This window comes from Cupriavidus sp. 94F1 (assembly GCF_057798875.1).
Genome location: NZ_JBYOJT010000005.1, coordinates 146,496 through 169,980, shown reverse-complemented (window position 1 = coordinate 169,980; position 23,485 = coordinate 146,496). Strand labels below are relative to the sequence as shown.

At 65.4% G+C, this 23,485-nt stretch carries 25 protein-coding genes; 13 read left to right on the top strand and 12 right to left on the bottom strand.

Features of this window, described 5'->3' with window-relative positions:
* Position 1 precedes the first annotated feature (1 nt).
* Positions 2-1,294 (top strand): carbohydrate porin, encoded by a 1,293-nt coding sequence (locus AC3FJ6_RS14470; protein WP_488772528.1) that lies wholly within the window; start codon positions 2-4, stop codon positions 1,292-1,294.
* A gap of 201 nt (positions 1,295-1,495) precedes the next feature.
* A complete protein-coding gene (locus AC3FJ6_RS14465; protein WP_488772527.1) occupies positions 1,496-1,681 on the top strand; it encodes a hypothetical protein in 186 nt (61 codons plus the stop codon).
* Between the two features lie 172 nt (positions 1,682-1,853).
* On the opposite strand, the gene AC3FJ6_RS14460 is transcribed toward AC3FJ6_RS14465, so the two are convergent.
* Entirely contained in the window at positions 1,854-3,518 is a 1,665-nt protein-coding gene (locus tag AC3FJ6_RS14460; protein ID WP_488772827.1) for an ABC-F family ATP-binding cassette domain-containing protein, read from the bottom strand.
* Between the two features lie 113 nt (positions 3,519-3,631).
* The gene (locus AC3FJ6_RS14455; protein ID WP_488772526.1) at positions 3,632-3,976 is read right to left on the bottom strand and encodes a hypothetical protein; all 345 of its coding nucleotides are present in this window, start codon (positions 3,974-3,976) and stop codon (positions 3,632-3,634) included.
* A 298-nt stretch (positions 3,977-4,274) separates the two neighbouring features.
* Here AC3FJ6_RS14455 and AC3FJ6_RS14450 point away from each other — a divergent pair, with 298 nt between their 5' ends.
* The 4 genes from AC3FJ6_RS14450 (at position 4,275) to AC3FJ6_RS14435 (ending at position 5,948) form a co-directional block, all read left to right on the top strand.
* On the top strand, positions 4,275-4,715 hold the full coding sequence (locus AC3FJ6_RS14450) for an Hsp20/alpha crystallin family protein (RefSeq protein ID WP_487522930.1): 441 nt from the start codon (positions 4,275-4,277) through the stop codon (positions 4,713-4,715).
* A gap of 16 nt (positions 4,716-4,731) precedes the next feature.
* Entirely contained in the window at positions 4,732-5,139 is a 408-nt protein-coding gene (locus AC3FJ6_RS14445; RefSeq protein WP_488772525.1) for an Hsp20/alpha crystallin family protein, read from the top strand.
* Positions 5,140-5,271: 132 nt separating this feature from the next.
* On the top strand, positions 5,272-5,655 hold the full coding sequence (locus AC3FJ6_RS14440; protein ID WP_487522932.1) for a hypothetical protein: 384 nt from the start codon (positions 5,272-5,274) through the stop codon (positions 5,653-5,655).
* A 107-nt stretch (positions 5,656-5,762) separates the two neighbouring features.
* Positions 5,763-5,948, top strand: coding sequence for a hypothetical protein (locus AC3FJ6_RS14435; RefSeq protein WP_488772524.1), 186 nt, complete (start codon positions 5,763-5,765; stop codon positions 5,946-5,948).
* A 211-nt stretch (positions 5,949-6,159) separates the two neighbouring features.
* On the opposite strand, the gene AC3FJ6_RS14430 is transcribed toward AC3FJ6_RS14435, so the two are convergent.
* The 3 genes from AC3FJ6_RS14430 to AC3FJ6_RS14420 form a co-directional block, all read right to left on the bottom strand.
* Entirely contained in the window at positions 6,160-6,537 is a 378-nt protein-coding gene (locus tag AC3FJ6_RS14430; protein WP_488772523.1) for a DUF427 domain-containing protein, read from the bottom strand.
* 300 nt (positions 6,538-6,837) lie between these two features.
* A complete protein-coding gene (locus tag AC3FJ6_RS14425) occupies positions 6,838-7,527 on the bottom strand; it encodes a GntR family transcriptional regulator (protein ID WP_029051113.1) in 690 nt (229 codons plus the stop codon).
* Between the two features lie 62 nt (positions 7,528-7,589).
* On the bottom strand, positions 7,590-8,102 hold the full coding sequence (locus AC3FJ6_RS14420) for an Lrp/AsnC family transcriptional regulator (protein ID WP_488772826.1): 513 nt from the start codon (positions 8,100-8,102) through the stop codon (positions 7,590-7,592).
* Positions 8,103-8,272: 170 nt separating this feature from the next.
* On the opposite strand from AC3FJ6_RS14420, the gene AC3FJ6_RS14415 reads away from it, so the two are divergent.
* Positions 8,273-9,289: a 1-aminocyclopropane-1-carboxylate deaminase gene (locus tag AC3FJ6_RS14415; RefSeq protein WP_488772522.1), complete on the top strand. Its 1,017-nt coding sequence runs from the start codon at positions 8,273-8,275 to the stop codon at positions 9,287-9,289.
* Positions 9,290-9,299: 10 nt separating this feature from the next.
* Here AC3FJ6_RS14415 and AC3FJ6_RS14410 read toward each other — a convergent pair whose 3' ends face one another.
* The gene (locus AC3FJ6_RS14410; RefSeq protein ID WP_488772521.1) at positions 9,300-10,232 is read right to left on the bottom strand and encodes a LysR family transcriptional regulator; all 933 of its coding nucleotides are present in this window, start codon (positions 10,230-10,232) and stop codon (positions 9,300-9,302) included.
* A 101-nt stretch (positions 10,233-10,333) separates the two neighbouring features.
* On the opposite strand from AC3FJ6_RS14410, the gene AC3FJ6_RS14405 reads away from it, so the two are divergent.
* Positions 10,334-11,521: a pyridoxal-phosphate dependent enzyme gene (locus tag AC3FJ6_RS14405; protein WP_488772520.1), complete on the top strand. Its 1,188-nt coding sequence runs from the start codon at positions 10,334-10,336 to the stop codon at positions 11,519-11,521.
* 16 nt (positions 11,522-11,537) lie between these two features.
* Complete coding sequence (locus tag AC3FJ6_RS14400) at positions 11,538-12,512, top strand: tripartite tricarboxylate transporter substrate binding protein (protein WP_488772519.1); 975 nt, start codon at positions 11,538-11,540, stop codon at positions 12,510-12,512.
* A gap of 9 nt (positions 12,513-12,521) precedes the next feature.
* Here AC3FJ6_RS14400 and AC3FJ6_RS14395 read toward each other — a convergent pair whose 3' ends face one another.
* The 3 genes from AC3FJ6_RS14395 to AC3FJ6_RS14385 form a co-directional block, all read right to left on the bottom strand.
* The gene (locus AC3FJ6_RS14395) at positions 12,522-13,205 is read right to left on the bottom strand and encodes a GntR family transcriptional regulator (RefSeq protein ID WP_488772518.1); all 684 of its coding nucleotides are present in this window, start codon (positions 13,203-13,205) and stop codon (positions 12,522-12,524) included.
* Between the two features lie 104 nt (positions 13,206-13,309).
* Positions 13,310-15,094: an IlvD/Edd family dehydratase gene (locus tag AC3FJ6_RS14390; protein ID WP_488772517.1), complete on the bottom strand. Its 1,785-nt coding sequence runs from the start codon at positions 15,092-15,094 to the stop codon at positions 13,310-13,312.
* A 154-nt stretch (positions 15,095-15,248) separates the two neighbouring features.
* Entirely contained in the window at positions 15,249-16,064 is an 816-nt protein-coding gene (locus tag AC3FJ6_RS14385) for a sulfite exporter TauE/SafE family protein (RefSeq protein ID WP_488772516.1), read from the bottom strand.
* A 137-nt stretch (positions 16,065-16,201) separates the two neighbouring features.
* Between AC3FJ6_RS14385 and AC3FJ6_RS14380 the strand changes: the two genes are divergently transcribed.
* Positions 16,202-16,972: an AraC family transcriptional regulator gene (locus AC3FJ6_RS14380; RefSeq protein WP_488772825.1), complete on the top strand. Its 771-nt coding sequence runs from the start codon at positions 16,202-16,204 to the stop codon at positions 16,970-16,972.
* A gap of 55 nt (positions 16,973-17,027) precedes the next feature.
* Here the strand turns inward: AC3FJ6_RS14380 and ycaC are convergent, their stop codons facing one another.
* Entirely contained in the window at positions 17,028-17,651 is a 624-nt protein-coding gene (gene ycaC / locus AC3FJ6_RS14375) for an isochorismate family cysteine hydrolase YcaC (RefSeq protein ID WP_066741837.1), read from the bottom strand.
* A gap of 173 nt (positions 17,652-17,824) precedes the next feature.
* Between ycaC and AC3FJ6_RS14370 the strand changes: the two genes are divergently transcribed.
* The gene (locus tag AC3FJ6_RS14370; protein ID WP_488772515.1) at positions 17,825-18,718 is read left to right on the top strand and encodes a LysR substrate-binding domain-containing protein; all 894 of its coding nucleotides are present in this window, start codon (positions 17,825-17,827) and stop codon (positions 18,716-18,718) included.
* Positions 18,719-18,745: 27 nt separating this feature from the next.
* On the opposite strand, the gene AC3FJ6_RS14365 is transcribed toward AC3FJ6_RS14370, so the two are convergent.
* Together AC3FJ6_RS14365 and AC3FJ6_RS14360 are read right to left on the bottom strand one after the other, a co-directional pair.
* The gene (locus AC3FJ6_RS14365) at positions 18,746-20,062 is read right to left on the bottom strand and encodes an MFS transporter (protein ID WP_488772514.1); all 1,317 of its coding nucleotides are present in this window, start codon (positions 20,060-20,062) and stop codon (positions 18,746-18,748) included.
* A 128-nt stretch (positions 20,063-20,190) separates the two neighbouring features.
* Positions 20,191-20,952 (bottom strand): TerC family protein, encoded by a 762-nt coding sequence (locus tag AC3FJ6_RS14360; RefSeq protein ID WP_488772513.1) that lies wholly within the window; start codon positions 20,950-20,952, stop codon positions 20,191-20,193.
* Positions 20,953-21,186: 234 nt separating this feature from the next.
* Between AC3FJ6_RS14360 and AC3FJ6_RS14355 the strand changes: the two genes are divergently transcribed.
* On the top strand, positions 21,187-22,203 hold the full coding sequence (locus tag AC3FJ6_RS14355; protein ID WP_488772512.1) for a 2-dehydropantoate 2-reductase: 1,017 nt from the start codon (positions 21,187-21,189) through the stop codon (positions 22,201-22,203).
* Between the two features lie 226 nt (positions 22,204-22,429).
* Positions 22,430-23,149: a GntR family transcriptional regulator gene (locus AC3FJ6_RS14350; RefSeq protein WP_400396074.1), complete on the top strand. Its 720-nt coding sequence runs from the start codon at positions 22,430-22,432 to the stop codon at positions 23,147-23,149.
* The last annotated feature ends 336 nt before the right edge of the window (positions 23,150-23,485 follow it).

Here is a 23,485-nt window from a genome sequence, read left to right as displayed (position 1 = left end):
CATGCGCCTGGCGCTGCTTTCTTGGGCCGGACTCGGTCTGGCGCCGTGCGGCGTGCAGGCGTACGACGTAAGCAATAGTCCCTATCTGCTCGGGGATTGGAACGGGCAGCGCACGCGTTTGGCCGAGCAGGGTGTGACGTTCGGCGTGAACTACGTCAGCGAGCTGGCGCGCAACCTGAGCGGTGGCACCGAGGACCTGACCCGGTATGCCGATCAATGGGCGTTCAGCACGACGCTTGATATGCAGAAGGTGGCGGGGTGGCGCGGTGCGACCTTTCAGTTCACGATGACCGATCGCAATGGCCGAAATCTGGGGGCGGACGCCGGTATCGGCAACAACATGCTTGTCCAGGAGGTCTACGGGCGTGGCCAGACCTGGCATCTGACGCAACTATGGGTGAATCAGAAGCTGCTGGATGACCGCCTCGAAATCAAGCTGGGACGGTTGACCGTTGGCGAGGACTTTGCCAGCTTTTCCTGTGACTTCCAGAACCTTACCTTCTGTGGCGCACAGCCTGGCAATCTGGTTGGCAGCTACTGGGTCAACTGGCCGACCAGCCAGTGGGCCAGCCGCATCAAGTACCGGACGTCGCAGGAGACTTACGCCCAGGTGGGCATCTATCAGGTCAATCCCAAGTATGTCGACGACAGCTACGCGCGTCATAACGGATGGAAACCGAACAATCCCAGTGGCACGACCGGGGCGCTGTTGCCGCTGGAAGTGGGCTGGCTGCCGGCCTTTGCGGGACGCCCCGGCTCTTACAAGCTCGGGGCCTGGTACAACACGTCCGACGGTAACGACCTGTACTACGACATCAACCATAACCCGCGTGGCGTCACCGGCCTCGATCCGCTCCAGCGCAGCGGGCAGTTTGGGGTCTATATCAATTTCCAGCAACAGGTCACGGGAACCCAGGGCGGCCGTGGCGCGACGGTGTTTCTGAACGTCTCCCAGGCAGATCGCAACACTGCCCAGCTGGACCACCAGATCGCGCTTGGCATCCAGTACGCAGGGCCATTCGAGAGCCGGCTGCGGGATTCCGTGGGCCTGGCCTTCGGTGCCACGCACAACAACGTTCGGTTTGCCAGCTATGTCGCGCAGAACAATGCGCGGACCGGCAGCAACACCGTGGCAGGCAGCGGATATGAGTATGTGACCGAGGTCTATTACGCGTGGTCCCCGGTGTCATCGGTGCTGTTGCGTCCCAACGTGCAGTACGTCCTGCATCCGGGCGGCACGTCCCATCACGGCAACGCTTTCCTGATTGGGTTGAAGTCGAGCGTCACGTTCTGAGGCTATCCCGCCGCTTTTTCTAGATAAAGCGGATAAAGCAGCATTTCTCAGAAAATGGACGCATGATCGACGGAATTGCCGCATTTGGCGCACATGTTGCGCGCTGGCACTACGTACGATTACCTAATGCTGCATTGCGACAATCGGTCTGCTACAATGCGGGAAAACCCCATAAGGGTAATCCCTAGCAGGAAGAACGCCATGAACATCCAATCCGACATCAAGCTGACCGATCAACTGGAACGCGACCTTATCGAACGCGAACTGGGTGCCCAGAGCCTGGGCTTTGCCAACGATGTGAAGCGCGTGATCGCCGCCGTGCAGAACGTTTTCACCCGCCTGCAGGCGGAAGCGCGCAAGGCCAAGGTCGTCTACGCGAACGGCTGATCGGTATCGGCCGGTAGCGGCCGATCGTGAAGGGCGGCGCGCCAGGCGCCGCGAGAATATAAAAACCGGCCCGCCGCACACCTGATCGAGGTGCGCGGCGGGCCGGTTTTTGTTTGCCGCATACAAAAGTCCGCCTTTGAGGGGCGGGCGGCCTGCTTCCGGCGATGTGCCGCTACGCTGCGGCAGCCTGCTCACGCATGCGACGGGCTTCGTCGCGCAAAAACTGCTGGTAATCGTCCAGATCGCCGTCGAACGGTTCGACGCCGCCCTTGGTGACCAGCCAGAACTCGTCACATACAGCGCGCAGCAGTGCGCGATCGTGGCTGACCAGCATCACGGTGCCTTCGAATTCGTTGAGGGCCATACCGAGCGCTTCGCGTGTAGACAAGTCGAGATGGTTGGTCGGCTCGTCGAGCAGCAGCAGGTTCGGGCGCTGCCACACGATCATGCACAACACGAGCCGCGCCTTTTCGCCGCCGCTCATCGTGCTGACCGCCTGATGGACCATGTCGCCGCTGAAGTTGAAGGTGCCAAGGAAAGTACGAAGGGACTGTTCGGTTCCACTCTGGCCGGGGGCGCGCATGTGAGCCGGCGTGTCCTTGGCCAGGCGGATCATGTGTTCCATCGGCGTGTCCAGCGGGCGCAGCACGTCAAGTTCCTGCTGTGCGAAGTAGCCGATATTCAGGCCCTTGCCTTCGCTGATCTCACCGGCAATCGGCGCCAGCGCATGCGCCACCGTCTTCACCAGCGTGGATTTGCCCTGGCCGTTGGCACCGAGAATGCCGATGCGCTGCCCCGCCAGCACGGAACGGTTGATGCCTCGGACGATCACCGTGGGCGGGGTGCCCGGCAGTGCGCCGGTCGGCGGCGGGTAGCCGAAGCTCGTGTCCAGCATCGACAGCAGCGGATTCGGAACGTTTAGCGGCTCCTTGAATTCGAAGCTGAACTCGGCGTCGGCAAGCACCGGGGCGATCTTCTCCATGCGTTCGAGCGCCTTGACACGGCTCTGCGCCTGCTTTGCCTTCGAGGCCTTGGCCTTGAAACGGTCGATGAATTTCTGCAGGTGCGCGATCTTGTCCGCCTGCCTGGCCATCGCAGCCTGCTGCAATACCAGCTGTTCGGCCCGCATGTCTTCAAACTTGCTGTAGTTGCCGCCGTAGCGCACAAGCTGGGCGTTGTCGACGTGCACCGTCACTTGGGTTACCGCGTCGAGAAACTCGCGGTCGTGGCTGATCACCACCAGGGTTCCCTGATAGCGTTTGAGCCAGGCTTCCAGCCAGACCAGCGCGTCGAGGTCGAGGTGATTCGTCGGTTCGTCGAGCAGCAGCAGGTCGGACGGGCACATTAGCGCGCGCGCCAGTTGCAGTCGCATGCGCCAGCCGCCGGAGAAACTGTTGACCGGCTGGGTAAGCTGCGCGGCACTGAAGCCAAGGCCCAGGATCAGGGCCTGGGCACGCGCCGGGGCATCGTGCGCACCCGCGTCGTGCAGGGCCATGTAGGCGTGCGCCATCCGCATGCCGTCGTCGCTGGCCTCGGCGGCGGCCACTTCGGTCTGCGCCGCCAGCAGCACGGTGTCACCCTCCACGACGAAGTCCGTGGCGCTTTGCTCGGTCTCCGGCATCTCCTGCGCGACCTGCCCCATCTTCCATGCCGCGGGAATCGAGAACTCGCCGCTGTCTTCGTGCAGCGTGCCGTTGAGAAGGCCGAAGAACGATGACTTGCCGGCGCCATTGCGGCCCACAAGGCCGATCTTTTCACCGGGGTTGAAGGTGACCGATGCGCGGTCAAGGACGACATTGACGCCACGGCGCAGCGTGACATTACGGACGGAAATCATAGCGAGCCACTTCGGAGAGGACTGGCATGATAGCCGACCGGGCGTGCAGGGTCGGCGCATTTCTGGCCGCGCCTGGATGCCTGAATCCCATACGAAGTCGGTTGGCCATTGGCCTAACTACGATGATTTCTATGCAGTTCGTCGTTCGCGCGTAGCAAATCCGTAGCATTGTTGTCGGCGTCCCGGGCGATTTCCTCCGTGAAGGCCGCCGAAGCGGGCACCTCGAACGCATCCACTACGCCATGCAGGTCCAGCGCACAGAAGCCTTTCTGGAGAATCTGCGCCAGTACCACATGCGTGGGAATCCCAGGAAGCGGCGTATCGATCGTCAGTTCGGTGGTGGTGTGTGTATAGGGCGCGCCCAGCCAGTGGCGCACCCGCGGAGCGCAGTCGATCAGGTCCTTGTCGCGGGGCAGGATCAGTGCGCGATGACCGCGGCGTAGCAGAACGATGTCCATGGCGGCGGAAGACGAACGCAGGGAAGGGCTGCGATTTCATCGTAGCAATGCCGCGGGCACGCGCCAATAACCGGCGCGTACGGGCCACGCGCCAGAGGCGATATCGTGCCCTGAAAGATATGCAATAAGTGATGTATGCGGCTCTTGAAATTGGCATTACCCGTTGCTATTTTTATTTCCGCTCAGGCAGTCGCGATGTCGCGCTGCGTGTTTCTGTTTGTTTGCCGGGGTGTCGGCGAGTGAATGGGAGCGCGTAATGCCCCTCATTCCTCGCTGCGCCCTACAGGAGGACACGACCATGACTGACGCATTCTTTGGAACCGACCTGTTCAGTGACTTCGATCGCCTGCAAAGGCAGATGGCGAGCCTGCTCAGCGGGTTTCCTTCCAGCATCCGCGCCGGGCGCTCCGGCGCCTTTCCTGCCATCAACATCGGGGCAACCGACGACTCGATAGAGATCGTGGCTTTCGCTCCGGGCCTCAAGCAGGACGACATCGAAGTCACCATCGACCGTGGTCTGTTGACGATCAGCGGCGAACGGCGACCGCTCTGGCAGGACGACATGCCGGAGTCACGGCATTACGCGCAGGAACGCTTCGTCGGCGCCTTCAGAAGGGTGATTGAACTGCCCGAGGGCGCAGATCCTGAAAAGGTCCAGGCACGCTATGCCAATGGTTGTCTTTCCGTGAGCGTGGGCAAGCGCCAGGCGTCCAGGCCGCGTGCAATCACCGTTCAGTAACTTGAGGGAGGCTGCCATGAACGCCAACACCCAACTTGCGCAACGTAACGATGGCACTGTGGCCCAACGCCCGGATGAGAAGGGCGCGCGGCAGGTCACGCTGGTCCCTGCGGTGGACATTGTGGAAGACGTCAACGGTGTGACGCTGTGGGCTGACCTGCCAGGCGTGAGCCGTGAGAACCTGCAGGTCAGTGTCAACGACGGTACGCTGCATATCGAAGGACAAGCGATCGTGCCGACGCCGCCGACGCTTCGCGTGCAACACGCGGAAATTCGCCAGCCGCATTTTGCGAGGTCGTTCTCGCTGAGTCCGGATCTGGATGCCGGTCAGATCGGCGCCCAGTTGCAGGACGGCGTGCTGAAACTGACGATCCCTCGACGTGAGGAAGCGAGACCGCGGCGCATTGCCATCAACCTGGAATAGGCGTTTGCCATCATAGGAGAGCATTCGACGTTCGGGGCGCCTCCGGGGCGCCCCCATTTTCGCAGGACCCCTTCGCCGGCTTTACGAAGCCTGGATCGATGGCTTAACGACTACAAGCCCCCCCTTTTTGTCATGGAATTCGATACCGACTGGCTCACAATGGGCCCTCATCGCGTACGGCTACGCTGCGTCCGTGGGTTTCCCACCGAGAAGATGCGCAGTCTTGCAGAGCTGGCTCGCATTGCGATCGAACACAATATGAGCGCCGCGGCGCGGTTGCTTGAAGTCGTTGCGGATCGCTCCAATGCGTATTCGATCAGCATTGGCACGACGTTCCCCAAGGACAAGGATATGGTGCCCGACCTCGAGTTGGCGCTCGCCACCATCTTCGGCCTTAAGGCGGATCAGATCAGGCTGGAGGTCACAGTCGTCAGTCAGGCTGAAGTCGACCTTCATTTTGGCGTGTACGAACGGATGCTTGCGGAGCGGATCGGGATCGTCCCTCTCATACAGTGAAGTAGCGCCTGGGCACTACGCAGAATTACCTAATGCTGCATTGCGACAATCCTTCTGCTACAATTAGGGAAAACCCCAAAAGGGTTATCCCTGAAAGGAAGGACGCCATGAACACCCAATCCGACATCAAGCTGACCGATCAACTGGAACGTGAACTGATCGACCGTGAACTGGGCACGCAACGCCTGGGCTTCGCCAACGATGCCAAGCGCGCAGTTGCCGCTATCCAGAACATCTTTACCCGCCTGCAGGCGGAAGCGCGCAAGGCCAAGGTGGTCTACGCGAACGGCTGATCGAAGCCAGCAGATAGAGAAGGGCGGCGCATCTGGCGCCGCATGCATTGAAAAACCGGCCCGCCGTACACCCATCCAGGTGCACGGTGGGCCGGTTTTTCATTTGTGCTTCAAAAGCAGCCACGCGGCCTTCCGTTTGGCATCCAGCCGAAGCGGGTGGCCGCGTCCCCGAATGGGCCGACTCGGAAGACACTGTTGGCCGAGGTGCCGATCAGCGCCGGATGTCGATGCTGTCGACGCGATCGGGGTAGAACGCGACGTAGCCGGCGATCTGGGCCACGGCGTCGTGCGGATGTTCGTACGTCCAGACCGCGTTGTTGCCGCGGCTTCCGGCTGCGCCGATGCTGAAGTAGGCGGCGTCGCCCTTGTACGGGCAATGGCTGGCGTGCGTGGTCCGGGTCAGCTGCGACATGTCGACATCGTCGCGCGGGATGTACTGCACGGCGGGGTACGACGCTTCCTGCAGGTTCAGGGCGCGCGTGGTATCGGCGATCACGCGGCCGCCGGCCGTGACGACCACGCGGGCGCGCTGTGGCGTGATGGTGATGGGGTGGTCCGGGCCGGGGATCTTGACAGGCTTGTCAGTCATGACGACTCCTTGCCGTGAGGGTTACGGCGGAAAAAGATGAGGCGCGGCAACGGTGCCGCGCCCGCGCCGGCCTGCCGTACGCCTGAGAGTCGTACGGGCCCGCGCCAATCATGAAAAAACCGCCACGGAGGTGACGTAAGGCTGGAAGGGAGAGAAAGCCTGCAGCCTTGCGGCACACAATAACGCGACCCATCGTTGCAAAAAAGCGCAACGGCGGAACACACTTTTCGGGGTTTTAAAATAATGGCCCCGTCTGAGCGGGGCCATGATGGTCGGGCGGCGAACTCGGAGGAGACCCGCTCAGCTGCCCGATTGTTCCTCGATCCATAGCGACAGCCGAACCTTGTAGGCCTGCTGGATATGGCGGCGGGTAATCATTTCGGCCTGCTCGGGGTTGCGGGCTTCCAGCGCCTCGACCAGCGCCATGTGTTCCTCGTACGACCCGCGCGCGCGGCCCGGCACGGCCAGCGTGGACCGGCCCAGCAGCGCCATCGACTCGTGCAGCGACCGCAGCGTCTTGAGCAGGTAGCGGTTGTGCGCGCAGCGGTGCAGGGTTTCGTGGAACAGGCGGTTGTTCATCGCCAGCTTGTCGGGGTCCGCCGCAAACGACAGGTCCCGTTCGACGATATCGCGCAGCAGCGAAATCTCCACGTCGGTGGCATGGCGCGCCGCCAGGGCGGCTGCGGTCGATTCCAGTACCTCGCGCATCACATACAGCTCGCTGACCATGCTCGCATCGAGCCGGGTCACCATCATGCCGCGGTTCGGCTCGTTGACGACCAGCCCTTCGGATTCCAGACGGGACAGCGCCTCGCGCACCGGCGTGCGCGACAGGCCGAGCGTTTCGGCCAGTTCGACTTCACGCAGACGGGTTCCCGGTAGCAGTTGGCCTGCCTGGATGGCGGCACGCAGTTGTTGATAGGCCCGCTCGGAACGCGGCAACGAAGCACTCTGGTCGCCGTCGGCGCCAGCCAGGTCCGTAGGAAGCATGAAAACGTGATGTGGGTAAACAAGACATGAGAGTCTACCCGAGATCGCCGCCGGCACTTTTGTCAAAAGGGGAACTGCGTGGTCGACAGCACCTGTTTGAGCACCATGAACGACCGGATTTGCCTGACGCCGGGCAGGTAGAGCAACTGCTCGGCGTGCAGCCGGTTGAAGCTTTCGCTGTCCCGTGTGCGCACCAGCATGAAGTAGTCGAATTCCCCGGTAACCACATGGCATTCCATGCAGCCCGACACCTTCTGCGCGGCCGACTCGAACTGGGCGAACGATTCCGGGGTGGATCGATCCAGTACCACCCCGATCATCACCAGCATGCCCGCGTCGAGCGCCTTGGGGTCCAGCAACGCCACGATGCCCCGGATCAGGCCCATCTCCTTGAGCCGCTCCACGCGGCGCAGGCAGGCCGGCGGGCTGAGGTTCACCTTGGCCGCCAACGCCACGTTGGAGATCGACGCATCCTGCTGTAGCGCCCGGAGGATGGCCTTGTCGGCGCGGTCCAGGGTGCCAACGTGCGCTGTGGCGGGCTGCGCCGCCGGCGCGGCCGGGGCTGCGGGTGGCACGGATCGGGCGCGAAATTTTGTGTCTTTCACGGGTGATTTTCCGGAATAAACGGAAAGATATTCGGCGGGATATCCATGAATAGTGTGCGCAGGCGCCGTTCTTTGCAAGCACGTTTCGCGGCTTTTTTTCTAGGATGGAGTCCATCGCCATCCACTCCGGAGCAGCCGCCATGAACCTGAAGCGTTTCCCTCGCCATACCCTGACGTTCGGTCCCACCCCGATCCAGCCCATGCAACGCCTGTCCGAGCATCTGGGCGGCAAGGTCGCGCTCTACGCCAAGCGCGAAGACTGCAACAGCGGTCTTGCCTTCGGCGGCAACAAGACCCGCAAGCTCGAATACCTCATTCCTGATGCACTTGCGCAAGGCTGTGACACGCTGGTGTCGATCGGCGGCATCCAGTCCAACCAGACCCGCCAGGTAGCCGCAGTGGCTGCCCACCTGGGGCTGAAATGCGTGCTGGTGCAGGAAAACTGGGTCAACTATGCCGATGCCGTCTACGACCGCGTGGGCAATATCCAGATGTCGCGCATGATGGGTGCCGACGTGAGGCTGGTGGCCGACGGCTTCGACATCGGTATTCGCAAGAGCTGGGAAGAGGCGATGGAAAGCGTGCGCCAGGCCGGCGGCAAGCCGTATCCGATTCCCGCCGGCTGTTCGGAGCATCCGCTCGGCGGTCTCGGCTTTGTCGGGTTTGCCGAGGAAGTGCGCGCGCAGGAGGCCGAACTGGGCTTCAGGTTCGACTACATCGTGGTGTGCTCTGTCACGGGCAGTACGCAGGCCGGCATGGTGGTGGGTTTTGCGGCCGATGGCCGGGCAGACCGCGTGATTGGCATCGACGCATCGGCCAAGCCGGAGCAGACCCGCGCGCAGATCCTGCGCATCGCCAGACATACGGCGGGGCTGGTGGAACTCGATCGCGATATTGCCGATGCCGATGTGGTGCTGGACACGCGCTACGGCGGACCGGAATACGGCCTGCCGTCGGAAGGCACGCTCGAGGCCATCCGCACCTGCGCGCGGTATGAAGGCGTGATGACCGACCCCGTCTACGAAGGCAAGTCGATGCACGGCATGATCGACATGGTACGGCGGGGCGAATTCCCGGCCGGTTCGCGCGTGCTCTACGCCCATCTGGGCGGCGCGCCGGCATTGAGCGCGTACAGCTTCCTGTTCCGCAACGGCTGAGCGGCGCGCCTCAGCGCAGCAGGTCATCCACGCGCTGGCGGCACAGCCGCACAAACTGCTGTGCCGCCGTGGATTGCCCCTGGCCCGGGTGAAACGCCAGGACGGCCCGGAAGCGCACCGCGCCCGCAAACGGCACGCTGCGCAGCCCCAGCGCCGTGTAAGTGCGCGCCACCAGCGGGTTGGTAATGGCCAGCCCGACGCCGGCCAGCACCAGCGCGCATTGCGTATGGCTGTATGGCGTGGTGGCGACGAACCGTGCCATGTGGCCGTGCTCGGCAAAGGCGGATTGCAGTTGCCGCTGGGCCGGGTCGGCCGCATCCAGCCCGATCAGCGGGGCATCGGCCAGGTCTGCCACCCCGATGCGGCCGCGCCCGGCAAACGGATGCGTGGCGGGCACGATGCAGACCGCCGGAATGGCGTAGAACTCCGACGCGGTCAGTCCGCTGGTGTCCACTTCATCGCCCATGAAGGCCAGGTCGAGCTCGCGCTGCAGCAGCCGTTCGCGCAGGCCGCGCGAGCTGTCCACCTCCAGCCGGCAATGGCTGCGCGGATAGCTGTGGGTGAAGTTGGCCACCGCCAGCGGCATCACGCTGGCGGCCATCGCGTGCAGGGCGCCCACGCGCAACACGGTGTCCTCGTGCGAGCGCAGCAGGTCGATCTTGCGCTGCACGGCGTCCAGGCCCACGTAGACGCGCTCGACTTCGTCCATCAGCGCGGCCGCCTCGGCGGTCGGGACCATGCGCCCCTTGCTGCGGTCGAACAGCCTGAGCCGCGCCGATTTTTCAAGCTGCAGCACGATCTGGGTCACCGCTGGCTGGCTGATATGCAGCGCCTCGGCGGCCCGGCGCGCCGAGCCCAGTCGCATGACCATGCGGAACACCTCGATCTGCCGCGCGCTGACGCTCTGCCCGGCGTCCCCGGCATCCCCGGCTGTCTTCCCCATCCTCATCCTATAAGTTTGGCTTATCAAAAACGCCGGATGGCTTGCGTTGCGGGGGCGCGTCTGCCCGTAGACTCGCCGTCATGCCATTCCAGTCCGTCGCCATGTCCCACATCCATCCGCCCGGCGTTGTGCCGACCGTCAATCCCGCATTGCATGCCTTGCGATGCGTGACCTGCGCCGAGGTCTACCCGGTCGCCGACCTGCCCGAAGGCTGCCCGGCCTGCGCCGGCCAGGGCCAGCCGAGCAGCCTCGAAGCGGTCTACGCGGGTGGCGACAGTACCCCGGCGCTCGATTTTGCACCAAAAAGCCAGGGTTATCGCTGGGGACACTGGATGCCGTATCTGGACGGCGTGACGCTGGGCGAGGGTGCCACACCCTGCCTGCCCGTTCCGTCGCTGGCCGCGCTGTCCGGCGTGGCGGCGATGTGGATCAAGAACGAGGGCGCCAACCCGACCGGTTCGCACAAGGACCGCATGTCGGCCCAGGCGGTAAGCCGGGCGCTGGCGTCCGGGGCGCGCGATGTGGTGCTGGCGTCCAGCGGCAACGCGGCGGTGTCCGCCGCGGCCTATTGCGCCGCCGCCGGGCTGGCGTGCGAGGTGGCCACCTATCGCGACCTGCCGGCCGTGTTCGACGTGGCCCTGCGCCACTACGGCGCGCGCCGCGTGATTTGCGAGACCGGACATGCGCGCTGGGAACACGTGCGGCGCCGCGTCCTTGACGACGGGGCCTTCGCGCTGACGAACTACAGCCTGCCGGCCGTCGGCAGTCCCGTGTTTGGCGTGGAAGGCTACCGGGCCGCCGCGCTCGAATGGGTTCACCAGGGTTGCCTGCCCGACCACGTGATGGTACCCACCGCCCGCGGCGACCTGCTGTGGGGCCTCTATAGCGCGCTGCGCGACCTCGTGAGGATGGGGCACCTGGGCCGCGTGCCGAAGCTGTGGGCTGTGGAGCCGTTTCCGCGCCTGGCCCGCGTGCTGGCCGGGGCGTCGCAGCAGGCCGATTTTGCCGGCGCAACGCGGCAGTTTTCCACGGCCGGGTCCACCGTTACCGCCCAGCAGGTGCACGCGGTGACGCGATCGGGCGGCGGCGCGGTGGTGGTGGACGACGACGCCGCACGCGCGGGCACCGGCCAGCTGGCGGCCGCCGGATTCTGGGTCGAGCTTTGCGCCGGGGCGGGGCTGGCTGCCGCCCGGATGCTGCGCGCCGATGGCCGCATCGCGCCATCGGAAACCGTTCTGCTCATGCTGACCGCGCGCGGCGACCGCGACCCGGCACAAATCACAAACTAGCGCCTCGGAGGAACCCATGACATTGCGTTACCTGACCGCCATCTTTTCCGTCGGCCTGGCGGCGGCCCAAGTGCCCGTGGCGCATGCCGCCGGCTATCCCGACAAGCCGGTCCGCCTGATCGTGCCCTGGGCGGCCGGCGGCAGCACCGATGCGCTGGCGCGTGCCGTGGCGCAACGGATGAGCGAATCGATGGGCCAGCCGGTGGTGGTCGAAAACCGCGCGGGCGCCTCGGGTCGCATCGGCGCCGAGGCGGTGGCCAAGGCCGCGCCAGACGGCTACACGCTTGGGGTGATCGAGCTGGCCCATACCGTGGCGCCATCGGTGTTTCGCCAGATGTCCTACGACGTGCTGCGCGATTTCGCGCCGGTCTCGCTGCTGGGCGAATCGCCGCTGGTGCTGTTCGCGGACAGTGCGCGCTACCGGCCCGGCGATATCCAGCGATTCCTGTCCGATGCCCGCCAGTCCGGCAAGCCGATCCAACTGGCCACCAGCGGCAGCGGCACGATCAGCCATCTGGCGGCCAAGATGCTGGAGGCACAGGCGGCCATTCCCGTCGATGCCGTGCCGTATCGCGGATCGGCCCCGGCGCTGACCGATGTCTCGGCCCAACTGGTTTCTGGTCATTTTGCGACGCTGGCCAGCGGCAGCAGTCTGCTTGGCGGCGGCAAGATCACGGCGCTGATGGTGACAGGGCCGTCGCCGCTCGCCGCGCTGCCGAATGTGCCGACATCGACCGAGGCGAAACTGCCGGGCATGCAGGTGGGGCAGTGGTGGGCGTTGGTGGCGCCAGCGCGCACGCCGACGGCGGTGGTGGTACGGCTGAACGACGCAGTACGGGCGGCGCTGACCAATCCGCAGACCAGGGCGCGCCTGGATAGCCAGGGCATCGACCTCAAGGCATCCACGCCGGCGCAACTGGGCGACCGGCTGCGCGGCGAGGTGGACCGCTGGGGGCAACTGGTGAAACAGGCGGGAATCCAGCCGGAATAGACGAGGGAATCAATTCCGGTACTGCTGCGCGTGCAGGTAGGCGTCACGCGACGGCAGCAGGTGACCGGCGCACAGCGCCACCAGCCCTTCGATATCCCCGGCCTTGAGGGCCTCGATCATCCGCCAGTGTTCCAGGCGGGCGCGTTCGCGGTATTCGGGCGAGACCAGCGAGGCAAAGCGGATGGGATGGGTCTGCCGCGCGAATTCGGCAATGGCCTTCTGCAGCGTCTGGTTGCTGCACAGGCTGAACAGTTCGCGGTGGAAGGCCACGTTGACGCGGAACACCGTGCGCGCGTCGCCAGCTGCCACGGCGGTATCGTGCTGCTGCTGGATGGCGATCAGCGTGTCCAGGTGCGGCGGCACGCGCTGCATGTCGATGCGCCGGGCGGCTTCGGTCTCCAGCATGCCGCGCACTTCGTACAGTTCGGTCACTTCCTGCACCGAGAACGAGCGCACCACCGCGCCGATGTTCTTGCGGCGCTCCACCAGCCCCAGGCGGTCCAGCGCGGCCAGTGCATCCCTGACCACGTGCCGCTTGACCGCGAAGCGCGCCATCAGATCGTCCTCGACCAGGCGCTCGCGGGGATGCAGCCGGCCAAAGACGATGTCTTCCTCGAGCGTGGCTACCATCGCCTCCAGCGGGTCCTGGGCGATGGAGGCAGCGGCGGGGCTAGGCGTGCTGGAACCGGGCATCAGCGGTATCGCACCGGGGCTGGGGCCCGGCGCTTGGTGGCGAGTTGGAACAAAGCCGGCATTCTGACCGATTTTCCTGTCCATGGCGCCTGTCCCGCCGCGGCTCAGGCGCCGTTGCCCGGCACCTTGCCGCGGGTCTCGGCAGCGCGCAGGAAGTCGAAGTCCACCCCCTGGTCCGCCTGGTTGACCGTGGTGAGAAACAGCTTGCGATAGCCTCGGTCGGCGGTGGGTGTCACCACCGGCGTTTCCTGCGCGCGGCGCGCCAGTTCGTCGTCGCCGACATGCAGTGTCAGGTCGCGTCGCGCCACCGACAGGCTGATGCGGTCGCCGTTGCGCACGTAGGCCAGCGGCCCGCCAATCGCCGATTCGGGCGTCACGTGCAGCACGATGGTGCCGAATGCCGTGCCGCTCATGCGGCCATCCGAAATACGCACGATGTCCTTCACGCCAGCGCGGGCCAGCTTGCGCGGAATCGGGATATAGCCTGCCTCGGGCATGCCGGGCGCGCCCTTGGGGCCGATGTTCTTTAGTACCAGGATGTCGTCGGCCGTCACGTCCAGGTCGTCGCTGTCGATGCGGTTGGCCAGGTCGGCGGCGTTCTCGAACACCACGGCGCGTCCCTCGTGTTCCATCAGCTTCGGGTGTGCGGCCGACTGCTTGATGATGGCGCCGCCCGGGGCCAGGTTGCCGCGCAGCACGGCGATGCCGCCCTGCGGGTAGATCGGGTTGCCGCGCGTGCGCACCACGTCCTGCCTGAAGCCGGGGCCGGCGCGCTCGATTTCCTCGCCCAGCGTGCGGCCGGTGACGGTCAGCGCGTCCAGGTGCAGCAGCGGCTTCAGTTCACGCAGCAGCGTGGCCATGCCGCCCGCGTGGTGGAAGTCTTCCATGTAGTGGTCGCCGGACGGCTTCAGGTCCAGCAGCACCGGCGTGTCGCGCCCCATGCGGTCCAGTTCGGCCAGGTCGATGTCATAGCCCATGCGGCCCGCGATGGCGGCCAGGTGGACAATGCCGTTCGTCGAACCGCCAATCGCCAGCAGCACGCGCATGGCGTTCTCGAAGGCCGCAGGCGTCAGGATCTTGTCGATGGTCAGGCGCTCGCGCGCAATGCGCACGGCCTCCGTGCCGGTCTGCTCGGCCACGCGGATGCGGTCGGCAGTCACGGCCGGCGGCGAGGCACCACCGGGCACGGTCATGCCCAGTGCCTCGGCAATGCAGGCCATGGTGCTGGCCGTGCCCATCACGGAGCAGGTGCCCACGCTGGCCACCAGCTGGTTGTTGACGTCGGAAATCTCCTCGGCGTCGATCTCTTCCGCGCGGAACTTGCCCCAGTAGCGGCGGCAGTCGGTGCAGGCGCCCACGCGCTCGCTGCGGTGCGATCCGGTCAGCATCGAACCCGTGATGAGCTGGATGGCCGGGATGCCGGCCGACGCCGCGCCCATCAACTGCGCGGGCACGGTCTTGTCGCAGCCGCCAATCAGGACCACGGCATCCATCGGCTGCGCGCGGATCATTTCCTCGGTGTCCATCGACATGAGGTTGCGCAGGTACATGCTGGTGGGCGCCGAAAAGCTCTCGTGGATCGAGATCGTCGGAAAGTCCATCGGCAGGCCGCCGGCCAGCATGATGCCGCGCTTGACGGCTTCGATCAGCTGCGGCGCGTTGCCGTGGCAGGGGTTGTACGCACTGCCCGTGTTGACGATTCCGACGACTGGGCGGTCGAGCGCGTCGTCGGTATAGCCCGCGCCCTTGATGAACGCCTTGCGCAGGAACAGCGAGAAGCCCCGGTCTCCGTAGTTCGTCAGGCCCTTGGAGATGCCGGCGTCGGCGTCGGCCGGTGCAATGTCGTGGCGCGGGGCGGCGCCTTTCGGGTTCTGGCCGTCGTGGGACATGGTCGGATGCGTTGTGCCGGGGCGCGACGCCCCTCGATGATGTGGGGCCTAAGGATAGTGGAGCCGTGACCGACTGTCGTCGGTATTATCACCTAGATTATTAATAATCGGATCCGCTGGAGTTACGTGGCGCCTGGCCGGGGATAGCGTGCGACTAGACCGCCAGCATGACAGCGAGCACCATGGTCAGCAGCGCGAGATAGGTCACGGCGTGGACGCGGTCGGGGATGCGTCCGATCCAGCGCGCCGCCAGCCGGATGCCTGCCCAGGAACCGCCCGCCAGCACGGCGAAGGCCAGCAGGTCCACATAGCCGGCGTGGCCCGGGCCCAGCGTCGCGCCCTGGCGCCAGGCCAGGGCCACGTAGGTGGCGGTGGCCGCCAGTGCCATCGGCAAGGACAGCGGATTGGCCATGGCCGTGGCCTGCGTCATGGTGGCGCCGCGCCGGCGCATCAGTGGCACGGTCATGACACTGCCGCCGACGCCCAGGAACGCGGCGATGGTGCCGATGCCCAGGCCGAGCGCCGCCGTGGTTGCCGCGCGCATCGGCGCCGATGCCGGGGGGCGCGCATGCATGAAGCCGGGGCGCAGCGCGCTGTCGAGGATGGTCAGGGCCAGATAGGCGACAAAGGCCCAGCGCACCCAGTCGCCGCTGAGCCAGCTGGCGGCGGCCGCGCCCGCGACGGCGCCCGCCGCGATATAGCCGCCCATCGCACGGGCCTGCGGCCAGTCCACATTGCCGGCGCGATGGTGGCGCCAGGTGGCCAGCGAGGCGCCGAAGATCATGACGCACGACGAGGTGGCCACAGCGATCTGCATGGCCGACTGCGCCACGGGGCTGCCGGCGTCGTGCGTCATCGTGAGCAGCGTGTACAGCAGCGGCACCACCACAAAGCCGCCGCCAAAGCCGAACAGCACGGTTGTGACACCGGCCAGAACGCCACAGACCCACAGCATCGCGTACATGGACATCGTCGAAGATTGAATATCGTTGCAGGAATGAAGCGATACGATAGGGCGCGGCTGCTTGGCTGACTTGCGAAGGTCGGTCAATAATCGTCGAAATTCTGCCAACCGCGCGACACCGAGACGTCGCGGCCATGTTTCCGATGCGCAATATTTCGCTCGATAGCGTCGATGCCAGCCCGTGTGCCGCGCTGGCCATCGGCACGGACTACGCCTTTGGCACGCTGCTGGACACGCACAGCCACCGCCGCGCGCAATTCCTGTACGGCATGACGGGCCTGATGGAGGTCGGGACGGAGGAGGGCGCGTGGGTCGTGCCGCCCTACACGGGGGTGTGGATTCCCGCGCGGAAGCCGCATCGGGTCCGCATGAACGGCGTCAGCACGCGCAGCGTCTACGTCCTGCCCGACGCCGCGCCGCGCCGCGGCCCCGCTTGCGAGGTGCTGGTGGTCAGCCCGCTGCTGCATGCGCTGCTGCTGGCCTCGGCCGATGTGCCGGCCCGCTACGCGGCCGACAGCCGCGATGGCGCGCTGATGCAGTTGATCCTGTTCGAACTGGCGCAGGCGCCCACCTTGCCGCTGTTCGCGCCGATCCCGCGCGACCCGGATCTGGCGCGGCTCTGCACCGGACTCCTGGCCCGGCCCGACATCCGGGCGTCGGCCGATGACTGGGCCCGCCAGCTCCACCGCAGCGCGCGCACGTTCGCGCGCTTTTTCCAGCGGCAAACGGGCATGCCATTTGGCGCGTGGCGCCAGCAGGCATGCCTGATGGCCGCGCTGTCCCGGCTGTCCGCCGGCACGCCCGTCACCGAGGTGGCACTCGATCTCGGATATGACAGCCCCAGCGCATTCTCGACGATGTTCCGCAAGGCGCTGGGCGCGCCGCCATCGTCGTTCCTCCACGCAGCGCGCTAACGCCGCACCGGCGAACGGTGCGGCGGGGCGTCTTGTGCGGGATGTTGCGGCCCGCTTACTTCGCCGACATGACCTTGAAGCTGGTCATCAGGTTGCGATAGTCGGGGATGTGGTTGGCGAACAGCGTGCCGAGCCCTTCGATGTCGTTGCGCCAGTCGCGGTGCAGCTCGCACGCCACGCCGAACCACGTCATCATCTGGGCGCCCGCATGGGCCATGCGATGCCACGCCGCGTCGCGCGTGATCGGATCGAACGTGCCCGATGCATCGCCTACGACGAATACGTCGAAGCCTTCGGCCAGGGCCGACAGCGCCGGAAAGGCAACGCAGACCTCGGTGACCACGCCGGCGATGATCAATTGCTTCTTGCCGGTGGCCTTGACCGCCTTCACGAAGTCTTCGTTGTCCCAGGCGTTGATCTGGCCCGGACGCGGAATATATGGCGCTTCCGGAAACTGGGCCTTCAGCTCGGGCACCAGCGGGCCGTTGGGGCCGGTCTCGAAGCTGGTGGTCAGGATGGTCGGCAGCTTGAAGTACTTGGCCAGGTCGGCCAGTGCCAGGACATTATTCTTGAACTTGTCCGGGTCGATGTCGCGCACCAGCGAAAGCAGCCCGGCCTGGTGGTCCACCAGCAGTACGGCTGCATCATTCTTGTCCAGGCGCTTGTAGGACGTTGTCATGGCTATCTCCTTGCACGGATGGGGTCACGCGTCTCGCGGACGCGTTGTTGGAAGCGTCGGCCGCTCCGGCGTCATCGCGATGACGGCACCGGAACGTGGAGCCATCATAGGTTCGCGGAAACCGGCGCAGTAGTGCCGTAAGATGCCGTCTGTGTTCTATGGGAGGAACAGTCATGGACGACCTCAACGACCTCTACTACTTCGTCAAGGTGGTCGACCATGGCGGGTTCACCCAGGCCGGCCTGGCGCTGGGGGCGCCCAAGTCGAAGCTCAGCCGGCGCATCGCGGCGCTGGAGGCCCGATATGGCGTCAGGCTGCTGCAGCGATCGACGCGGCACTTCTCGGTTACCGAAACCGGGCGCGAATTCTACGAACGCTGTATCGGCGTGCTGGTCGAGGCCGAAGCGGCGCGCGAGGTCATGGAGCGCGAGCGTTCCGAGCCGCAGGGCATCGTGCGCATGACCTGCCCGACGACGTTGCTGGAATACCGCGTGGCGGGGCTGGTGGCGCAGTTCATGCTGGCCTATCCGAAGGTGCAGGTGCATCTGGAGGCCACCAACCGCCGCGTGGACGTGATCGGCGAACGCCTGGACCTGGCGCTGCGCGTGCGCTTTCCGCCGTTGGAAAACAGCGACCTGGTCATGCGCGTGCTGTCCGAGAGCCACCAGCGTCTGGTGGCGTGCCCCGCCCTGATGGAAGGCCGCGCACCGCTACGCAATCCCGCCGAGCTGGCAGGCATGCCCAGCCTCGATTGGGGCCCGCCGCGCAGCCACGTCTGGCAGCTGATCGGCCCCGAAGGACAATCGGCCGAAGTCCGGCACCAGCCCCGTTACGTCACCGACGACATGAGCGCGCTGCGCAAGGCAGCGCAGACCGGCGTCGGCATCGTGCAGTTGCCTTGCATGGTGGTGGAGGATGACCTGCGCAACGGCACGCTGATCGACGTGCTGCCCGGCTGGGCGCCGAGAGGCGGCATCATCCACGCGGTATTTCCGTCGCGCCGGGGATTGATGCCGAACGTGCGGCTGCTGATTGACTACTTCGCCACCCACATCTACAAGGAATAGCGGCCACGGCGGATGGCCACCGCCCGCCTAGTCGAGCGCGCGATTGCGCGATTCGACGTTGACGGCGCCGACCGCCAGCGCAGCCGTGGCGAGCATGGCCGAGATCATCGCCAGGGCCAGCGTGAAATGTGTGGACATGACCGGCGCGATGACCGCCGGGGCGAACAGGCCGCCGAAGCGTGCCACGGCGCCCGCCGTGCCCATGCCCGTGGCGCGCAGGTTGGTGGGGTAGACCTCGGGCGTGAACGCGTACAGCGCGCCCCAGGTGCCCAGCAGTGCAAAGCTCATCAGCAGTGTGGACCCGACCACCACCACGGGCGCCGTGCCCAGGCTATACAGCATGCAACCGACGGCGCTGAGCAGCAGGAAGCCGATCAGCGTCGGCTTGCGGCCCCATCGCTCCACGCCATAGGCCGCCAGTGCGTAGCCCGGCAACTGCACAAGCGCCAGGATCACCAGGAAGGCCTGGCCGCGCATGAAGGCAAAGCCGGCACCGCTCAGACGAATCGGCAGGTAGACGAACACCGCGTAGTAGGCCACCGAGATCAGCAGCCAGGCGGCGAACAGCGCCACGGTGCGGCGCCGGAAGGCGGCCGTGAACAGCGTGAACACGGACTGCCGCTCGGTGCGTTCGGATTGCAGCGTGGGGATGGTCACCTTGCGGCCGTTGGTCTGGGCCACGCGTTCCAGCACCTGGCGGGCCTGCTCGGACTTGCCATTACGGTTCAGGAACAGCGGCGATTCCGGCACATACATGCGCGGGATCAGGCCCACCAGCGCGGGGATGCCCGTCGCGAAAAAGATGATGCGCCAGGCGTCGTCGCCATGCGTCGCGGCGGCCAGTGCCAGCAGGGCCAGGCAGATCGTGCCCAGCGCCCAGAACGATTCCAGCAGCACCAGCCAGCGGCCGCGACGGTCGCGGGGCAGGAATTCGGCCAGCATCGTGTAGTCCACCGGCAGCGTGCCGCCGACGCCGATGCCGGTCAGCAGGCGCAGCACCATCAGCCAGCCCAGGCTTGGGGCAAACGCGGAAGCCACGCCGCAGGCCGCGTCGATGACCACGGCCAGCATCAGCGCCGGGCGCCGGCCGACGCGGTCGGCAATGCGGCCAAAGCAGAACGCCCCGATCAGCATGCCGATGAAGAACGTGGTGCCGGTCTGCAGCGCCTGCGGCACCGGCACGCCGAACGTGCTGGCGATGGACGGGGCGCTGAAGCCGATGGACAGCACCTGCATCGCATCGGCCATCCACACCAGCCCGAATATCACGAAGAGCCGGTACTGGAATTTACCGACACCGGCGGTTCGGATGGCGTCTTCAAAGCTGATCTGCAAGGTCGACATGCTGGCAAGGGTCCGTGCGACAAGGGAATGGGGCGGGGTGGCAGGCCGGCGGTCCGGCAGGGCCCGGTACGGCTGCCACGCTGGCGGCCATTCTAACTTGGCGCGGTCATGCCGATGCCCGGCGGCCCTCAGTCGTGCGCGGCCACCTTGCCGCCGGCCTTCGCACGCCGGCGTCGCGCCAGCATGTTCAGCCCTTCCACGGCGGTCGAGAACGCCATCGCCGTATAGATATAGCCCTTGGGCACATGATGGCCCAGCCCGTCGGCAATCAGCGTCATGCCGATCATGATCAGGAAGGCCAGCGCCAGCATCACGATGGTGGGATTGCGATGGATGAAGTTCGCCAGCGGCGTGGCGGCGAACAGCATCACGGTCACGGCGGCAATCACGGCCACGAACATGATCGGAATGTGATCCGTCATGCCTACGGCGGTGATGATGCTGTCGATCGAGAAGACCAGGTCCAGCACCAGAATCTGTCCGATGGCCGCCGCAAAGCCCGGCGCGGCGCGGGCCACGGCCGATTCGTCCGCGTGTTCGGCCTCGGGCGCCACATGCTCGTGGATCTCGCGCGTGGCTTTCCAGACTAGGAAGGCGCCCCCGGCAATCAGGATGATGTCCCGCCAGGAAATACCCTTGCCCAGGACGGTGAAGACCGGCTCGGTCAGCGCCACGATCACGGCAATGGTGGCCAGCAGCCCCAGGCGGAGGATCAGCGCCAGGCCGATACCGATGCGGCGTGCCTTTTCCCGGTTCTGCTCGGGGAGCTTGTTGGTGAGGATGGAAATAAAGATCAGGTTGTCGATGCCCAGCACGATTTCCATGGCGACCAGTGTGGCCAGGGCGGCCCACGCGGACGGGTCGCGTGCCAGTTCGAGCAGTGATTCCATGCGGACTCCAGATCTTCGTGACAGTGGAAGAGGGCCGGGAAGCGGAATGGCGGCCCGCAAGCGGACAACGAGGGACATGGTAGTACACACCCTGCACGCGGCGATACCGGTACAGCGTGCGTGGCGCCACTGAGTGAAAGAAGGGTTGTCGAAAGGCGATTGTGAAATATAGTATGTGATATACCAAGGCATTCGCAGCATCCCATCACAATCACCACAATCAGGAGACAACCGATGAAGATCTGTATCTACGGGGCAGGAGCCATTGGCGGCTACATGGGCGCGCAGCTGGCGCTGGCGGGCGCCGACGTCAGCTTTATCGCCCGGGGTCCGCATCTGGCGGCCATGCAGGCCCATGGCGTGCGCTTGCAGATCGAAGGCGAGGAGCGGGTGGCCAAGGTCCGCTGCACCAGCGACCCGCGAGACCTGGGCCCGCAGGATTACGTTTTCATCACTTTGAAGGCGCACCAGGTGCCAGGCGTGGTGGATTTGATGCAGCCGCTGTTGGGGCCGGAGACGGCGGTGGTGACCGGCGTCAACGGCATTCCCTACTGGTATTTCCACAAGCACGGCGGCGAATTCGCCGGGCGCACGCTGGAAAGCGTGGACCCGGGCGGCAAGCAGTGGCAAGGCCTGGGAGCCGAGCGCGCGATCGGCTGCGTGCTGTACCCGGCGGCCGAAATCGTGGCGCCCGGCGTCGTCAAGCACGTCTATGGCAAGAAGTTTCCGATTGGCGAACCCGACGGCACCCGTTCGGACCGCGTCACGCGACTGTCGGAGATGATGGCCAAGGCGGATCTCGATGCCCCGGTGCGCGACAACATCCGTGACGAAATCTGGCTGAAGCTCTGGGGCAACCTGTGCTTCAACCCCATCAGCGCGCTGACGCATGGCACGCTGGATATCATCACGTCCGACCCTGCCACGCGCGCCTTGTCCAAACAGATGATGCTCGAAGCCAAGGACATCGCCGAGCGGTTCGGCGTTCACTTCCGGGTGGACGTCGAGCGGCGGATCGACGGCGCGGGCGCGGTGGGCGCGCACAAGACATCGATGCTGCAGGACCTGGAGGCGGGCAGGGCCATGGAGATCGACCCGCTGCTAACTGTCGTGCAGGAGATGGGCCGGATGATTGGCCAGCCCACGCCGATGATCGACGCGGTGCTGGGCCTGATCAAGCAGCGCGACCGGATGGCCCAGGCGGCAGTGGCAGGCAGCGCCGAGCCGGTCAGGGTAGCCAAGGCCGCCTGAAGCCGGGCGGTGGAGCGAGGCCAATGACCTTCGGCAGTGCCGTCGATGTGATATACCATATACGAAAGGCCGGACCGTCCCTTGCGTCACAATGTGGTGTCAAGCGCGCCAGATTGATGAGCAAAACGCATGGCGCCATGCCAAACTGGCGCGATAACGTTCACGGAACGGGTGCCACCGGACGCCAGACTGGCGTCCGGGGCACCGGCCACTGACGAGTGCATTCATGTCTGCCCAAAGCCAACCCGAAATCCAGCCGCAAGGGCTGTCCCTCTCGCTGCAACCCATCAATGCCGGTGCCAGCCTGCGCGACCAGGCGTACGCGATGCTGCGCCAGGCCATTGCCGACGCCGATATCTACCAGTCACGCGAGGAAGTCCGGCTCGACGAGCGCGTGCTGTCCGAAGCCCTGGGCGTCAGCCGAACGCCAATCCGCGAGGCCATGACACTGCTGGAGCAGGAAGGCTTCCTGCGCACGGTGCCGCGCCGGGGCATCTATATCACCCGCAAGACCAAGCGCGAGATCGTCGAGATGATCCAGGTCTGGGCCGCGCTGGAGAGCATGGCCGCCCGCCTGGCCACCAAGAATGCCACCGACGAGGAGATCGGCAAGCTGCGCCATATGTTCGACAGCTTCCGCGACTCCACGCCGGCCGAGCATATCGAGGAATATTCCGACGCCAATATCGTGTTCCACCAGGCGATCGTGCAGTTGTCGAAGTCGCAGATCATCATGGACCAGATCAAGAACATCTTTGTCCATGTGCGCGCGATTCGGAAAATGACGATCTCGCAAAGCGACCGCGCGGCGCGCTCGATTGTCGATCACCTGCGGATCATCGAGGCGCTGGAAAAGCGGGACACGGAACTGGCCGAACGGCTCGTGCGCCAACATTCGCTCGACCTGGCCGACTACGTGGAAAAACACTGCGATTTCCTGGACTGACCTGGCTTTGACCTGAGCGGCCGTCGGCCGGGCCGGGCACCTCAGCCGGCCTTCGTCGGAAGCGCCCGATGGCTGTCGGCAGGGCAGGGCCGCTTGGCCCGCTGGCCATGCACGCCGTGTCAGGTTTGCGTGACCTGACCCCATCATCCGAACCCCAACCGCCTCACGGCGTGTTGGGGTTTTTTGTTATGCCGGCCCATCGCAACCGGTGGCGAGATTGCGCCTGCTGCGATGCAGCATCGAAACCTCCTGAATTCGGGTTTAAACCCCCTTGCGTCTTCGTGATATACCACATACTGTATGTCAACAGAGCAAAACACAAATCAGGAGACGCAC